This window comes from Fictibacillus tiangongensis (assembly GCF_048083785.1).
In the GTDB taxonomy this organism is placed as follows: Bacteria; Bacillota; Bacilli; order Bacillales; family Fictibacillaceae; genus Fictibacillus.
Window position 1 is genome coordinate 2671424 of sequence record NZ_CP182294.1, and the last position, 14386, is coordinate 2685809.

Consider the following 14386-nt stretch of genomic DNA (forward strand, 5'->3'; position numbering starts at 1 on the left):
AAGTGTAATTGTAACGCTTCCTAATCAAAAAGACAGCACATAGGCTGCCTTCTAATGATTTATTTTTTTCTCGCAACAAATAAGATTCGTTCACTTTCTTCGGTAGGTTCTGTTCCTTTAAAATCGGCGGAGATCTCTAGATGTTCAAAGCCACATTCTCTTAACCAATCGCAATAGTCCTCGACGGAGAATGTTCTTTGTGTATGCAATTCATCATATCGTTCGTATCGTTCTCCATTCTGCATAAAGAAGGACAGGTCGTGTTCTACACTATTTTCAAGCTCTCCTTGATAGCATTGCCATATGTAAGAGAGCTTTTCCTCGTTACTTCCGAATGTTTGTCCAATAAAAATATCATTGATCTTATGTAAAGAATGCACATCGAAAAGAAGAAGTCCTCCTGTTTTCAGGTGGTTACCTGCTGAAAGAAATGTGCGTTTCACATCTTTTTCTGTCAGAATATAATTCAGTGAGTCACATAAAATCGTGACACAATCAAAAACACCTAGTCCTTCTAACTCTCGCATATCTTGCTGAAAAAGGGACAGGTTAATTTTTTCTAATTCAGCTTTCTCTTTTGCAACCATCAACATGTCTGAAGAAAGATCAACTCCGGTTACTTCAAATCCTTCTTTTGCGAGTAGAATCGTCATTGAACCCGTACCACAACCTACATCTAAAAACCGCTTACCACTTTCTAAATGGTTTGATGCAGATGTTTGAACAAAGTTAAGCCATTCATCGTATGGAGCATCCTCCATCAACTCATCGTATAGATAGGCAAATCGCTGATAACTCATCTATATGTTTTGTTGTGGGGCAATAATCGCATCTACGTCAATCTTACTCGCGTCTCCCCATAATTTCTCAAGGTTATAATAACTGCGGTCATCACGATGAAATACATGAACAACGATGTTTGCTAAATCGATTAAAACCCATCTTGCATGGTCATAGCCTTCCATTCGGCGAATCTGAATCTCATTCTCTAGGGCAACATCTTTCAGTTCCCTTGCAATCGCCTGAACCTGTTTCTCAGAATTACCATGACAGATAACAAAGTAATCTGCTACAAGCGAGATTCCTTCCATATCTAACACAGCAATGTTTTCTGCTCTTTTATCATCAGCGGTCTTTACGACCAATTCCATAAGCTCTTTTACGTTCATCCAGTGCACTCCTTCTCTTTTTTTAATTTAATCTCTTGAAGCAATCCGTTATACGCTTCAAACGTGAGTGGATAGATTTTTTGATTCTGCTTCATTAAAAAAGTGATCGTGTTTTTAACAGCCATCAAACAAGCTTGATCAAGATCATGCTCTGCCATCTCTCTGACGCTCTCCACCCCAGGAAACTGACGGTTGGGCTCGATGTAATCTGCTAAAAATATCACTTTTTCAAGCCTAGTCATTGCTCCGTGACCCGTTGTATGGTAATAGATAGCACTTAAAATGTCTCTGTCTGTTACTCCAACTTCTTTTTCCACTAAGAACGCTCCAACTGGTGCATGCAACACTTCGTTTCCATAGTACAACAAGTCTTGGGAAAGTCCTTGGCTTCGTACAATATCTCTCATTTCATCTTTTGGCCGAAATTTAGCATAATCATGAAAAATTGCTGCTGTTTCTGCTTTTTTTTGATCCACTCCATATTTCTGTGCTAGGGCAAGACTTGTTTCTTCCACTCCTAACGTATGGATAAAGCGGTGCTTTGTAAGCTGTTTTTTCACAATTTCCAGTGCTTTAGTTCGTTCCATAAAGGCGGTTCTCCTTTATATGTTTCCAGACCCTATCTGAGACATAGTAACGAATATTCTGACCAGCGCGTGATCGATTACGGATAAACGATGACGAGATCTCGATAATAGGTACTTCTACATGTTTTACCTGATACCTCTCCCAATGTTGGTCAACGGCGTAACCTCTACGACCGACACCCGCAAAATCAATAAGGTTCTTTAATTCATCAATTTTATGCCAGCTGCTTAAGGAATGAACCATATCTCCACCCATAATAAAAGTAAATGTAGCTTGTGGATATTTTTCCTTTAGAAGACGTATCGTATCAATAGTATATGAAGGTCCACTTCTCTCAAATTCAAGTAAAGAAAGGGAAAAATGCTCATTGTTACCAATCGCTTTTCGAACCATCTCTATGCGCTCCTCATCGGAGACTTCCTTGTCTTTCTCTTTATGAGGAGGTGAAGAGGAGGGCATCCACCACACCTCATCTAGATGCAATTGAGTGAATGCTTCTTGTGCGATAAGCAGATGTCCATTATGTGGTGGATTAAACGTACCTCCAAAAAGCCCTATATGTTTATTCATTACAATGTCACTCCTTATGGGAGTTGGATGCGTTTTTGATTGATCGATTCTTTGTAAAGTACGATTGTGCTTCCGATCACTTGTACTAACTCTGCTTTTGAACCAGATGAAAGCTGTGACGCTACCGTATCTTTATCATCTTCACAGTTTTGAAGCACGCTAACTTTTATTAGTTCTCTTGCTTCGAGTGCTTCGTCAACCTGTTTGACTAAATTTGAATTTACTCCACCTTTACCAACCTGGAAAATAGGTTGAATGTGGTGTGCCTTTGATCGTAAAAAACGTTTTTGTTTACCTGTAAGCATAGTTACCTCCTAAGTTGTTCCAAAACGACTTGTTTCATTTTATTTGTATTTGGAAAAGTGCCCGTCCACTTTTCAAATGCCATAGCGCCTTGCATAACGAGCATAGATACACCATTATCCGTTGCCGCGCCTCTTTCCTGTGCATCCTTAAGCCATCTTGTGGTTAGCGGATTATATACGATATCAATTACCACTGCGCCTCTCTTTAAAAAGTTAAGTTTCAGTGGAATAGATTCAGTATGTGGATGCATACCCGCGTTAGTCGTGTTGATTACTATATCAAAAAGAGCAAGCTCTTCTTCAGCTTTTTGTAAAGACAAGCCCTTGATGCGTTCATCGTTCAAGTCTTTTAACAAAGAATGAAGACGTCCTTCTGAACGATTCGCTATCGCCACATAGTTAGGTGCTTCCTTACTTAGTGCATAAGCGATAGATCGTGCAGCTCCGCCAGCTCCAATCAATAGTACGTTTAACTCAGACAATGGCTGTTTGATCATGTCTTTTAAACCTAATAAGAATCCCTTACCGTCTGTGTTATACCCAACTAGTTTTCCATCTTTATTCACGACCGTGTTAACAGCGCCTATCTCTTTTGCTTCTTCATCAACCTCGTCTAGAAGCGGAAGAATGGCTACTTTATGAGGAATCGTAATGTTACATCCTGAATAGTTGCTTTCTTTCAGGAATTTAACGAATTTCTCCAATTCATCTGAAGGTACACGTTTTTTTTCATAAGTACCCAAAATACCTGATTCTTGGAATGCCGCCGCTTGCATGATAGGTGATAATGAATGATCGATTGGATCTCCGATGACAAGTGCTTTAATCATGATGAAATTCTCTCCTTAGATTAAGGATTTTCGAACCGTTACTGCTACACCCTCTGGTGCATAAAAAGCGACCTTCGCACCTGCTTCTGGGAAGGTTACCCAGCCTAGTCCAGAGATCACAATATCTGTTTTGCTTTCCTTTATAACAAATTCATAGCGTTTTAGCTTCGGAAAATTCTCCGTATCTTCAGGCGGAGCTAACATGTCACCAAGATGTTTCTCATAGAGTTCGTCCGCTTTGTCGGTCTTCGTTCGATGGATATTCAAATGATTTGAAAAATGGCATACAAAGGACTGTTTGCCTCCTTTTATATAATCCATTCTTCCGAGTCCGCCAAAATACAGAGTCTGCAACTCATTCAACTGAAACACCATAGGTTTGATTTCTTTTTTAGGCATGATGATGTTCAATTCTTTTTTTGATACAAAATGCGCCATCTGATGATGATTAATGATTCCAGGCGTGTCGTACATGTGACTTCTTCCATCGAGTGGAATATCAATAAGATCTAGTGTTGTTCCTGGAAAATGAGAAGTTGTGATCAAGTCAGCGGCTTCCTCGCCAAATTGTTTGATCAAACGGTTTATGAAAGTAGATTTTCCTGTGTTCGTACAGCCTACAACATATACATCTTTTCCTTGGCGATAATGATCAATAGACTCTGCCAGTTCCTCAATACCATAACCTTTGTCAGCAGAGATCAATTTGACATCAATCGGCTTTAAGCCTAACTCTTTAGCTTCCTTCTTCATCCAATGTATAACTTTGTTCGGATTCACTGATTTTGGAAGCAAATCGAGCTTGTTACCGACAAGAAGTATCGGATTGTTTCCTGCATAACGATGAAGTCCAGGTAACCAGCTTCCATTAAAATCAAAAATATCAACGATCTTAACAACTAGTGCATCTTCATCTCCGATACTTGAGACGATTTTACGGTAATCATCGTCTGTCAAACTTACGTCATGGATTTCGTTATAGTGTTTTAAACGAAAACAGCGCTGGCAAATAGGCAGCTCTTTCGTCAGTGCGGAAAGAGGTGCGTATCCAAGCGCTTCTTTGTCTTCTGTTTGTATGGTAACTCCACAACCCACACATTTAATTTGTTCCAAACCTATTCCTCCCAATGCAGCATGCCTTTTCTTTTCATCCAAGACAATATGATGCGTTCGATCTTTCTGTTAAACCTTGTCCAAAAACCGTCACTGCTTGCCACTGGTACTACGAGTATAGTATGCAAACCTAATCGATTCCCACCAAGTACGTCAGTAAGGAGTTGATCTCCAATAACAACAACTTGTTCATTTTTCAGCTTCATATCTTTTAGAGCACGCTTGAAAGCCTTGGTCATTGGTTTTCTTGCACTGTAGATAAACGGGATACCCACAGGATCTGAAAAGCTCTTTACTCTATGCTGTGTATTGTTTGAAACAATTGTGATCAAAATACCTTTTTCTTTAATAGAAGTAAACCACTCGATTAATTCTGGAGTAGCTTCAGGTCTGTCCCATTCCACAAGCGTATTATCCAAGTCCGTGATAATACCCTTTACTCCTCGTTCAACTAACATTTCCGGTGTGATGTCCAATATATTTTGAACATGTTGAGCCGGTAAAAAATGTTTTAACATTCTAGCACCTCTTCACGTTTCCTTTTCAACGTTTCTATTTTACCAGTAATGAAAGGAAGTACAAACGATTTTTCTACAATAACTGTCATTATATATAATTTTCAAGAGCTTTCCATCAGGTTTTTCGGCTAAATAAAATATTTACGCAAGATAATTTTTATTCGATGATAGAAACATTCGCTATTAGAAATAAATAAAAAGTTTTCGACAAATTGTTCCCCTAGCCGAAGTGTGGATAATCTTATTCACATTATTTACCTAAGTATGCGCTATCTTTCTTAAAGATGTTAACATTTTACCCACAACTTATCCACCAAACACTGTGGATAAACGAACGGTTGTTCCTTTTTACAATACATGGTAAGCTTCAAAGTACATAAAGCAAGTACATAAATCATGAACTTATCATCATATTCACTCAAATATGAATGTAGAATACTTTCCACCATTTTTTATTAAAAACAGGAGGTGACCATGCCGCTATTAAAGGGCTATATTATGGAAAAACTTTCAGACGACCTGTTGATTGAGTCTTATTTAAAAGCTAGAGAATTGAAACTTAGTAATGACTTTATTCTACTTATAAAAAAAGAAATCGATAGAAGATCTCTTCATGCTAGATTACAGCAAGTTTTAATGTAGAGCGTAAACATACGCTCTATTTTTTTGTGGCAAATTCTCTTTCAACTTTACGATATTCTTCCGGTTTGAATGTTATTTCAATTGGAATTTTCCACTTTTCTTCCCAGGCTAGCTTATACTTCTTACTTAATAAGTCCGCCTTTTTATAATGATAAGATTTCATCTGTATCGCTACTACGTATTTTCCTTCTTCTTTTACAACCACTGCACGTTTAATAAATTTATTTTTCTTAATTTCACGTTTCATTTCTTCAGCAAGTGAAGATGCTGTTGAAACCCCGGCTTCAGAAAAACTAATATGCTTTCTATAGTATTCTCTTGGTTGAAACTCGGGGCTCGTCTCATCTTTTTTGTAAATAGAATCATTAAAACAGCCAGTTAGTTGAAACAAAATCAATAGTATTCCGTATGTATGTAGTAGTCTCATTTTCAATCACCTCTCAAATAGGTTAGGTATTTTTTGGGAAGGATATTCAAGAGTTGCAAAATCAATCTGATTACACAGTTTCTATCTGGTAAAGTATTTGCTAAAAAGGAAAGGTTTTGCTTACAATGTAATGGACTATGACGATTATTTTGGGTTTTAAGGAGGTTTACCGGTACTCATGTTGCACATCTACATACTCTTACCTTTTTTAGCAGCATTATTAATTGGACTTGCCGCTAAGAAAGTAGACCGGATACATACTGGTTGGTTTGTGCTGCCTGTTCCAGCAGTGCTTTTTATCCTGTTCATTTCAAAACTGCCTATATTGGCAGAAGGAAAAGTCGTACAAAGCATCGCGAATTGGATTCCATCTCTCGATATCCAGTTAAGTTTTTATTTAGATGGACTTAGCATGCTTTTTTCACTTTTAATAACAGGAATCGGATCACTAGTCGTTCTTTATTCGATCTTTTATTTATCGAAAAAAGAACAGCTCGTGCATTTCTATGTTTATTTACTATTATTTATGGGTTCGATGCTTGGTGTCGTACTATCTGACAATGTATTCGTACTCTATACGTTTTGGGAGTTCACGAGTATCTCATCCTTTCTATTAATTGGATTCTGGTTCTATCGTGAACGGTCCACATATGGTGCTCAAAAATCAATGCTCGTAACGGTTTTTGGTGGTCTGGCAATGCTAGGTGCTCTCATACTCCTATCCATCACAGCCGAAACGAACAGCATTCGAGAAATGATTGCTAATCGGTCTGAAATCATTGAGAGTGACTTGTTCATACCTATATTACTGTTGTTACTGATTGGAGCTTTTACAAAATCGGCACAGTTTCCATTTCACAGCTGGCTACCTGATGCGATGGAAGCACCAACTCCAGTTAGTGCATACCTTCACTCTGCAACGATGGTTAAAGCAGGTATCTATCTTGTAGCGAGATTCTCTCTCATCTTTAGTGGGACGGATATATTTTTCATCATCGTTTCTGGAGTTGGTCTGATCACACTCTGTTTAGGATCGATCCTCGCGTCTCGCCAGACTGATTTAAAAGGTATACTAGCTTATTCAACGATCAGCCAGCTTGGTATGATCATGACGATGCTCGGCTTTGGTACTGGTATTGCTACACTCGCAGCGATCTTCCACATCTTTAACCACGCTACCTTTAAGGGCAGCTTGTTTATGATAGCGGGTATTGTTGACCATGAGACAGGTACGAGGGATATCAGAAGACTTGGCGGACTTTATACCTTTATGCCGATCTCAGCGACTCTAGCATTCTTTGGAGCATTCTCCATGGCTGGCGTTCCGCTTCCGATCTTCAATGGATTTTTAAGTAAAGAAATGTTCTTTGATTCTTCATTAAAATTAGAACAAACGAGCGGCTTTGCCGGAACGTTTGCAGAGTGGATTCCATTGCTAGCCGTTATCGGAAGTATCTTTACATTCGTTTATTCTATGTATTTTGTATTTGGCACATTTACAGGTAAAGCCAAGTTAGATCAACTGGAGAAAAAACCTCACGAAGCACCTATCGGTATGCTGATTTCTCCGATTATCCTTATTGGATTTGTCGTTTTGATAGGGTTATTGCCAAACTTGATCAATGAATCGTTACTTGCACCGGCGGTTGCTTCAGTAACAGGAGATTACGCACAAATTCATCTTAAATTTTGGCACGGTTTAAACGGACCGCTTTACATGTCTCTTATTGTAGTTGCAGTTGGAACTATTCTCGCTCTAACGCTAAAAAGATGGCAACCTATCTATAATAGAGTACCTGGAAAGTTTTCAACGGATCGCGTATATCAGTCTATCGTAAACGGTCTATTGAGTTTTTCGAGTAGTTTCACGAAGTTTTATATGACTGGTTCATTACGACTGTATACATCCATCATTCTTGTATTCTTGGTCGTATCGACATCCATCTTTATTTATGTCACAGATGGATTTAAGATCGCGTTTGATGACTTAGCACCTGTTACGTGGCCTGAGGTGTTAGTCGGTTTTGTTATGGCTGTTGCTGCCATTGCGACGATCTGGATGACACAAAGAATAGCTGCAATTATCGTAATCGGAGTTGTAGGTTATGGTCTTTCATTATTGTTTGTTTTCTTCCGAGCACCAGACCTGGCATTAACACAGCTTATTGTTGAGACCATAACGGTTGCTCTCTTCTTGCTATGCTTTGCGCATCTTCCAAAGTTGAAGAAATCGGACAAAAAATCTTCTGAAAAGCTTGTTGATTTTGTTATAGCAGTTTCAACGGGAGCTCTCTTAACTGTAGTAGCGATCTCTTCTCATAGCTCTAAATATTTTGAGAGCATTTCAAAATATTTTGTAGATAACTCTTATAAGCTTGGCGGTGGAGACAATATCGTCAACGTTATCCTTGTTGACTTCCGTGGCTTGGATACTTTATTTGAAATAGCAGTACTTGGTCTAGCTGCTTTAGGCATTTATGCCATGATAAAATACCGGGATAAAGGAGACATGAACCACTAATGGAAATTCTTATGTCTATACTTGCCGGAACGTTATTTGCAGCCGGCGTTTATCTTATTCTTCAGAAACAGTTATTAAAAATTGTACTTGGTACGGCGCTTTTGTCACATGGAGCTCACTTGTTTATCTTAACGATGGGAAAACTAAACCGTGGAAAACCTCCTATTTTAATAGAGGGGATCAAGGACTATACGGATCCTCTTCCTCAAGCGCTAATACTGACATCTATTGTTATTAGTTTTGGGGTTACGAGCTTTTTACTTGTACTAGCTTATCGAACCTATCAAAGCAATAAGACAGATATGATGGATCAGCTAAGGGGAACAGATGATGAGTAATTTAGTATTCTTGCCAATATTTATACCTTTGTTTTTCGGAGCTTTGCTTGTTTTCTTTAATAAGAAACAAAAGGCAACGGTTAACATTTCATTTCTAGTGGTCTTGTTAAGTTTCGGTGTATCGACCTTCTTAAGTTATCATGTATTCTCGAACGGACCCTTAATCTTGGAAACGGGGGGTTGGAAAGCCCCATACGGAATCATCCTTGTAGCTGACAAGCTGTCCGTCATCATGATACTCGCTGTGAATGTGATCGCTCTAACTGCCGCGATCTTTGCACTATCTTCTGTTACGGAGAAAATGGTAGAGCACTATTTTTACCCTTTGTTCTTCTTACTAATCGCAGGGGTGAGTGGTGCATTCTTAACAGGAGATCTGTTCAACCTGTTCGTGTTTTTTGAAGTGTTGTTAATGGCTTCCTATGGACTGATCATCATCGGTGGTTCTAAGCACCAATTTCGGGAATCTGTAAAGTACATCCTACTAAATTTGTTTTCGTCCATTCTATTCGTTACAACGGTAGCCTTTCTCTATTCAGTCACAGGTACAGTAAATATGGCACAACTAGGGGAACGTGTTGCTCAAGTTGAACAGCAAGGTATCTTAACAGGAATAGGGATTCTGCTATTTATCGTTTTTGCAACAAAAGGTGCTCTATTTCCATTATACTTTTGGCTTCCTAAATCGTATATCGTGCCATCACCTATCGTTTCTGCCCTTTTTGGTGCGCTGTTAACTAAAGTTGGTGTGTACTCTATGCTAAGAGTCTTTACACTCATTTTTTCTCATAAACTTGAGCTCACACACACCTTTTTCATATGGATAGCCACTCTAACCATGATCATCGGAGTCATTGGTGCTCTTTCAACATCTAATGTGAAATTGATCATTGCATACAATATCATGCCAGCGATCGGCTTTATGCTTCTGGGTATAGGAACCTTCTCAGCAGAATCACTTGCAGGTACGATCTACTATCTTGTTCATGATATGGCGATTAAAGCCGCTTTATTTTTCCTTGCAGGCCTACTTGTTTGGCATGCTGGAACTTCTAACCTAAAAAAGATGGGCGGATATATAAAAACCGCACCGCTTATGGGTTGGATGTTCTTTATCGCATCTCTCATATTAGCTGGAATCCCGCCTTTTAGTGGATTTATCGGAAAATACCTCCTTTTAAGAGGTGCGATGGATGAAGGACATTATATTGCAGCTGGGGTCGGATTACTATCGAGTCTGTTAATCTTATTTTCTGTGATCCGCATCTTTATCGGTGCATTCTGGGGTGAGCTTAAAGAAGAGCCAAAACAGTCTGTGAGAACTTCTGGTTTAGCAGCATCTGCTGTTTTGATCGCGATTTCTATCTTGCTAGGTGTTGGAGCAGAATGGTTCTATCCATATGTTCAAGCCGCAGCAGACAGTCTGATCGATCCGCAAATCTATATCGATTATGTATTAAAGGAGTAATTCCATGACATTTCAACTTATTCTAAATTTGCTGATCGGCGTTATTTGGATGTTTTTATCTGAGAGCTACTCTTTCGCAAGTTTTATAGTTGGATTTGTGATTGGAGCAGCACTTCTCTACTTGCTGAATCGTTTCATTCCAGATTCGTACTATTTTAAACATGTGAGAGCGATTCTTTATCTCGTCTTTTTATTCATAAGAGAACTTCTTCTTGCTAATATCGAAGTTCTAAAATGGGTTTATAAACCAAAGCTTAATTTTCAGCCAGGTATACTCGCACTTCCGATTGACGTTAAAAAAAATTGGGAGATCACCTTGCTTGCTAATTTGATCACCTTAACTCCTGGAACGCTGTCTGTTGATGTCTCCCGAGACCAACGTTATATTTATATCCATGCGCTCGATCTTCCAGATGTTAATGAAACCATCGTTAGCATTAAGGAATCATTTGAAAAAGCAATAAGGGAGGTAACACGATGACAGATTGGTTCAGTATTGTTGTTCATGTTTGTTTATTCGTCACGACCATCTCGATTCTGCTTCTTCTCTATCGAGCGGTCAGGGGGCCTTCTAATCCAGATCGCGTAGTAGCACTCGACACGATCGGCATTAACTTGATCGCGATCACTGGTATTATGGCCATAATATTAGACACTGTTCAGTTGAACGATATTATCTTGCTGATCGGCATATTGACGTTTATTGCAACTGTCGCTGTTGCAAAATTTTTAGAAAAGGGTGTTATCATTGATCAAGATCGTGATTAGCTTCTTCCTCATCGCTGGCACCTTTTTTATTTTCTCAGGAACACTCGGTGTACTACGTTTTCCTGACGTTTATTCAAGGCTTCATGCAGCAAGTAAAGCCTCAACATTAGGAGTATCCGGAATTTTAATCGGGTCCTTTATCTATGTGTTGTCTGAAATGCATGTGTTCAGCGGTAAATTGATACTCGGTATCCTGTTTGTTCTGATGACTGCTCCAGTAGCCGGGCATATGATCTCAAGAGCAGCATACAGAACAGGAGTACCACTCTCTGAAAAAACGGTATTCAATGAACTTGAAAAGAAAGATAGCTCCAATACTCCTTAAATGATAACTACTATTAATCACTACTCGTTGTCATATAATGATTAGAATGGGTATATAATTTTAAGCACCGAACAAGGATACGTTTATTTATCAAAGAATACTTGTTTATCTTTGATAGATGCACACTTACTGCGTTCTAGCCTGTTACCCGTTTGAGGAGTGATGGTATGTTCATGCTCGAAAGAGAGCGTATTGATTCAACGTTTAAGAAAGTGAAGGGTCAATCCGCTAACTTCTTAACTTTGATCAATTTATCACTAGGAACACTAGCTTTATTATTTATGATCTCAGGAGATTTAAAGTTAGGATTCATCTTAATCTTCTTAGCCGGTCTTTTTGATCGTTTTGATGGAATGGTAGCTCGAAAGTTAAATATTGAGTCCGAGTTTGGAAAACAATTAGACTCTCTTTGTGACTTGATCTCATTTGGGATCGCACCTGCATTTTTAATCTATCAAGTCGTACTTTATCAGTTTGGTGTTCCTGGCATGATTTTCACCATTATATTCATTGTTTGTGGTGCGATTCGGCTGGCTCGTTTTAACATTACAGAGTTTACCGGTTCTTTTGTAGGCGTGCCGATTACTCTAGCTGGATGTTTGATGGCTGCAGGTTATCTGACGGTGGATCTAGTACCAGGATTTCTTTATATGTTCCTGACGTTTGGATTATCTGCACTTATGATTAGTACCATTACGATTGAAAAGAGATGAATATTCGGTCATTAAGAATGCTTGGCATGGTGTTGCCAAGCTTTTTTTTTGTGCATTCGATCATTCAAATTATTACCCACCAATTGTATAAACCTTTGAAAAATTTTAGAACTTTGTTAACTAATCCTAGAAATTTCAGTGATAATGAAAAACGGCAATCCCTCTTTAAGGAACCACCGTTTCTATGTTTATTCTTCTGTTAATGCCAAAAACTCTTCTACATCGGCTGCAGCAAGCTCAATACCTTTTAACCAGAAGTCTTGCTTTGTTACATCTATGCCAAGATGTTTTTGTGCGAGCTCTTCCACTTCCATCTTTCCTGTATCTTGCAGAAGGGCGATATATTTTTCTTCGAATGAAGGACCTTCATCTTTCGCTTTTGCATAGATCCCCGCAGAGAACAGATAACCAAATGTATACGGGAAGTTATAGAATGGTACGTCTGTAATATAGAAATGAAGCTTAGACGCCCAGAAATAAGGATGATACTCATCGAGTGCCCCGTTAAATGCTTCTTTCTGAGCTTCTTCCATCAGCTCACATAGGCGTTCTACTGATAGTTGACCTGCTTTTCTTTCTTCGTACATTCTTGTTTCAAACAGAAAACGAGCATGAATGTTCATGAAGAATGCTACGGAACGTTGAGCTTTATCTTCTAAAAGAGCAATTTTCTCTTCTTTCGTTTTTGCGTTCGAAACTGCTGCATCAGCAACGATCATCTCAGCGAAAGTCGAAGCCGTTTCAGCTACGTTCATCGCATAATTCGTTGCATAATAAGGCATCTCTTTTAAAACATCCGTATGAAAGGCATGACCAAGCTCATGTGCTAACGTTGAAACATTGCTTGGTGTTCCAGAGAACGTCATAAAGATCCTTGTTTCTTTCTTTGTTGGAAACCCGGTACAAAATCCTCCTGGTCTTTTTCCAGAACGATCTTCAGCTTCGATCCAACCGTCTAGGAACGCCTTTTCAGAGAAATCAGCCATTTTAGGCGCGAGTGTACGGAAATGCTCTACGATAAATTGAGCGGCTTCGTCATAGCTCATCTTACTGTTTGCCGAAGATAGCGGTGCATCAACATCGTACCAGCTTAATTTTTCTAGACCTAGGAGCTTCGCTTTTCGATCTAAGTATTTTACGAAGATCTCTTTTTGAGAAGTAATCGCCTTCCACATCGCTGAAAGTGTCTCTTCTTTCATACGATTGATCGCAAGGGGCTCTTTTAATGTTTCTTCCCAGCCTCTGTGCTTGTAGATCTCGTTTCTAAATCCTGCGATGTGATTTAGTGAAGCCGCACAGAACTCACCTTCATGATCCCAAGCTTGAACAAATTTTTCGAACGTATCTTTTCTTACGTTACGGTCAGGACTTGAAAACTTATTCTCCGCTTGCCCTACAGAGAGTTCTTCTTCATTTCCATCAATCTCAACTTTGATCGAGATTCTACCCACCACTAGATCGTATAACGTTGACCAGGCATGGTAGCCGTCTACAGCTAGATCATTGATCAATGATTCTTCTGAGATACCAAGCTTCTCTTTTGCATTCGTTCTTCTCTCGTTCAAAGAGAACGCGATATGTTCGTACTCAGGAAGACTCATCAAATCATTCCATGCATCTTCGGAAATATCCATTAACTTTTGATCGATAACTGAACCCACGTTAGAGAATGCTGCATATACCGATTCTAATCGTCCTCGAAGAGCCATCGCCTTCTTGTCTTTTACATCTTGAGCGATCAAACAGCCAATGAAAGCTCCTGCAGTTGATAATCTTTCAGAAAAACGTTGTAGCTCTTTGATCAAAGATAAGAAATTTTCGTTTGAAAACGTGAAAGAATCCGCTTTTTTTGCTAATTCTTTCGATTCGTTCTCTGTCCAATTTATTTCAGCTAATAATTCTTTAGATTCACTTCCACCAGGAAAAACGGAATCAAGTTCCCATGTTTGTCTTAAATCTTGTAATAACATTATTTCTCCCCCATATGTACATATTTCCACTCTTTTCTTATTATAAAAAATATTCAAACAAAAATCGACTATGAAGTTTATTTTTTTGATTTATTTTTTTATATTAAAAAGTAGGAGACAC

Annotated in this window: 18 protein-coding genes; 8 read left to right on the top strand and 10 right to left on the bottom strand. The window is 38.8% G+C overall.

Annotation, left to right across the window (positions count from 1 at the left end):
- Positions 1-59 precede the first annotated feature (59 nt).
- The 8 genes from ACNJYY_RS14390 to ACNJYY_RS14425 are packed head-to-tail and all read right to left on the bottom strand — an operon-like array spanning position 60 to position 5093.
- The gene (locus ACNJYY_RS14390; RefSeq protein WP_416729030.1) at positions 60-800 is read right to left on the bottom strand and encodes a class I SAM-dependent DNA methyltransferase; all 741 of its coding nucleotides are present in this window, start codon (positions 798-800) and stop codon (positions 60-62) included.
- Positions 801-1169 carry a ribosome silencing factor gene (rsfS, locus tag ACNJYY_RS14395; protein WP_416729031.1) on the bottom strand — a complete coding sequence of 123 codons (369 nt, stop codon included), beginning with the start codon at positions 1167-1169 and terminating at the stop codon, positions 801-803. It abuts the gene before it with no gap.
- Positions 1166-1756, bottom strand: coding sequence for a bis(5'-nucleosyl)-tetraphosphatase (symmetrical) YqeK (gene yqeK, locus ACNJYY_RS14400; RefSeq protein WP_416729032.1), 591 nt, complete (start codon positions 1754-1756; stop codon positions 1166-1168). The genes rsfS and yqeK overlap by 4 nt, the downstream gene beginning before the upstream one ends.
- Entirely contained in the window at positions 1743-2327 is a 585-nt protein-coding gene (locus ACNJYY_RS14405; protein ID WP_416729033.1) for a nicotinate-nucleotide adenylyltransferase, read from the bottom strand. Before ACNJYY_RS14405 ends, yqeK begins: the two co-directional genes overlap by 14 nt.
- A gap of 14 nt (positions 2328-2341) precedes the next feature.
- The gene (yhbY, locus tag ACNJYY_RS14410; RefSeq protein WP_144698938.1) at positions 2342-2632 is read right to left on the bottom strand and encodes a ribosome assembly RNA-binding protein YhbY; all 291 of its coding nucleotides are present in this window, start codon (positions 2630-2632) and stop codon (positions 2342-2344) included.
- A 2-nt stretch (positions 2633-2634) separates the two neighbouring features.
- Entirely contained in the window at positions 2635-3462 is an 828-nt protein-coding gene (gene aroE, locus ACNJYY_RS14415; RefSeq protein WP_416729034.1) for a shikimate dehydrogenase, read from the bottom strand.
- 15 nt (positions 3463-3477) lie between these two features.
- A complete protein-coding gene (yqeH, locus tag ACNJYY_RS14420; RefSeq protein ID WP_416731883.1) occupies positions 3478-4581 on the bottom strand; it encodes a ribosome biogenesis GTPase YqeH in 1104 nt (367 codons plus the stop codon).
- Positions 4578-5093 carry a YqeG family HAD IIIA-type phosphatase gene (locus ACNJYY_RS14425; protein WP_416729035.1) on the bottom strand — a complete coding sequence of 172 codons (516 nt, stop codon included), beginning with the start codon at positions 5091-5093 and terminating at the stop codon, positions 4578-4580. The genes yqeH and ACNJYY_RS14425 overlap by 4 nt, the downstream gene beginning before the upstream one ends.
- 498 nt (positions 5094-5591) lie before the next feature.
- Between ACNJYY_RS14425 and ACNJYY_RS14430 the strand changes: the two genes are divergently transcribed.
- On the top strand, positions 5592-5735 hold the full coding sequence (locus ACNJYY_RS14430; protein WP_144703357.1) for a sporulation histidine kinase inhibitor Sda: 144 nt from the start codon (positions 5592-5594) through the stop codon (positions 5733-5735).
- Positions 5736-5751: 16 nt separating this feature from the next.
- Here the strand turns inward: ACNJYY_RS14430 and ACNJYY_RS14435 are convergent, their stop codons facing one another.
- A complete protein-coding gene (locus ACNJYY_RS14435; RefSeq protein WP_416729036.1) occupies positions 5752-6162 on the bottom strand; it encodes a hypothetical protein in 411 nt (136 codons plus the stop codon).
- A gap of 178 nt (positions 6163-6340) precedes the next feature.
- On the opposite strand from ACNJYY_RS14435, the gene ACNJYY_RS14440 reads away from it, so the two are divergent.
- The 7 genes from ACNJYY_RS14440 to pssA all read left to right on the top strand — a co-directional run bounded on the left by ACNJYY_RS14440 (position 6341) and on the right by pssA (position 12295).
- Complete coding sequence (locus ACNJYY_RS14440) at positions 6341-8683, top strand: Na+/H+ antiporter subunit A (RefSeq protein ID WP_416729037.1); 2343 nt, start codon at positions 6341-6343, stop codon at positions 8681-8683.
- Positions 8683-9021: a Na(+)/H(+) antiporter subunit C gene (locus ACNJYY_RS14445; protein ID WP_137788810.1), complete on the top strand. Its 339-nt coding sequence runs from the start codon at positions 8683-8685 to the stop codon at positions 9019-9021. The genes ACNJYY_RS14440 and ACNJYY_RS14445 overlap by 1 nt, the downstream gene beginning before the upstream one ends.
- A complete protein-coding gene (locus tag ACNJYY_RS14450; RefSeq protein WP_416731884.1) occupies positions 9014-10489 on the top strand; it encodes a Na+/H+ antiporter subunit D in 1476 nt (491 codons plus the stop codon). The genes ACNJYY_RS14445 and ACNJYY_RS14450 overlap by 8 nt, the downstream gene beginning before the upstream one ends.
- A gap of 4 nt (positions 10490-10493) precedes the next feature.
- Positions 10494-10970 (top strand): Na+/H+ antiporter subunit E, encoded by a 477-nt coding sequence (locus tag ACNJYY_RS14455; protein ID WP_416729038.1) that lies wholly within the window; start codon positions 10494-10496, stop codon positions 10968-10970.
- The gene (locus ACNJYY_RS14460) at positions 10967-11257 is read left to right on the top strand and encodes a Na(+)/H(+) antiporter subunit F1 (RefSeq protein WP_144698926.1); all 291 of its coding nucleotides are present in this window, start codon (positions 10967-10969) and stop codon (positions 11255-11257) included. Before ACNJYY_RS14455 ends, ACNJYY_RS14460 begins: the two co-directional genes overlap by 4 nt.
- A complete protein-coding gene (gene mnhG / locus ACNJYY_RS14465) occupies positions 11229-11582 on the top strand; it encodes a monovalent cation/H(+) antiporter subunit G (RefSeq protein ID WP_313957518.1) in 354 nt (117 codons plus the stop codon). The genes ACNJYY_RS14460 and mnhG overlap by 29 nt, the downstream gene beginning before the upstream one ends.
- 167 nt (positions 11583-11749) lie before the next feature.
- A complete protein-coding gene (pssA, locus tag ACNJYY_RS14470; RefSeq protein WP_416729039.1) occupies positions 11750-12295 on the top strand; it encodes a CDP-diacylglycerol--serine O-phosphatidyltransferase in 546 nt (181 codons plus the stop codon).
- Between the two features lie 188 nt (positions 12296-12483).
- Here pssA and ACNJYY_RS14475 read toward each other — a convergent pair whose 3' ends face one another.
- Positions 12484-14265, bottom strand: coding sequence for a M3 family oligoendopeptidase (locus ACNJYY_RS14475; protein WP_416729040.1), 1782 nt, complete (start codon positions 14263-14265; stop codon positions 12484-12486).
- Positions 14266-14386: the final 121 nt, after the last annotated feature.

Excerpts from the sequence above, each read along its gene's own strand:
- ACNJYY_RS14390 (WP_416729030.1), bottom strand. The coding sequence starts at position 800 with ATGAGTTATCAGCGATTTGCCTATCTATACGATGAGTTGATGGAGGAT.
- rsfS (WP_416729031.1), bottom strand. The coding sequence starts at position 1,169 with ATGAACGTAAAAGAGCTTATGGAATTGGTCGTAAAGACCGCTGATGAT.
- yqeK (WP_416729032.1), bottom strand. The coding sequence starts at position 1,756 with ATGGAACGAACTAAAGCACTGGAAATTGTGAAAAAACAGCTTACAAAG.
- ACNJYY_RS14405 (WP_416729033.1), bottom strand. The coding sequence starts at position 2,327 with ATGAATAAACATATAGGGCTTTTTGGAGGTACGTTTAATCCACCACAT.
- yhbY (WP_144698938.1), bottom strand. The coding sequence starts at position 2,632 with ATGCTTACAGGTAAACAAAAACGTTTTTTACGATCAAAGGCACACCAC.
- aroE (WP_416729034.1), bottom strand. The coding sequence starts at position 3,462 with ATGATTAAAGCACTTGTCATCGGAGATCCAATCGATCATTCATTATCA.
- ACNJYY_RS14425 (WP_416729035.1), bottom strand. The coding sequence starts at position 5,093 with ATGTTAAAACATTTTTTACCGGCTCAACATGTTCAAAATATATTGGAC.
- ACNJYY_RS14430 (WP_144703357.1), top strand. The coding sequence starts at position 5,592 with ATGGAAAAACTTTCAGACGACCTGTTGATTGAGTCTTATTTAAAAGCT.
- ACNJYY_RS14435 (WP_416729036.1), bottom strand. The coding sequence starts at position 6,162 with ATGAGACTACTACATACATACGGAATACTATTGATTTTGTTTCAACTA.
- ACNJYY_RS14440 (WP_416729037.1), top strand. The coding sequence starts at position 6,341 with ATGTTGCACATCTACATACTCTTACCTTTTTTAGCAGCATTATTAATT.
- ACNJYY_RS14445 (WP_137788810.1), top strand. The coding sequence starts at position 8,683 with ATGGAAATTCTTATGTCTATACTTGCCGGAACGTTATTTGCAGCCGGC.
- ACNJYY_RS14450 (WP_416731884.1), top strand. The coding sequence starts at position 9,014 with ATGAGTAATTTAGTATTCTTGCCAATATTTATACCTTTGTTTTTCGGA.
- ACNJYY_RS14455 (WP_416729038.1), top strand. The coding sequence starts at position 10,494 with ATGACATTTCAACTTATTCTAAATTTGCTGATCGGCGTTATTTGGATG.
- ACNJYY_RS14460 (WP_144698926.1), top strand. The coding sequence starts at position 10,967 with ATGACAGATTGGTTCAGTATTGTTGTTCATGTTTGTTTATTCGTCACG.
- pssA (WP_416729039.1), top strand. The coding sequence starts at position 11,750 with ATGTTCATGCTCGAAAGAGAGCGTATTGATTCAACGTTTAAGAAAGTG.
- ACNJYY_RS14475 (WP_416729040.1), bottom strand. The coding sequence starts at position 14,265 with ATGTTATTACAAGATTTAAGACAAACATGGGAACTTGATTCCGTTTTT.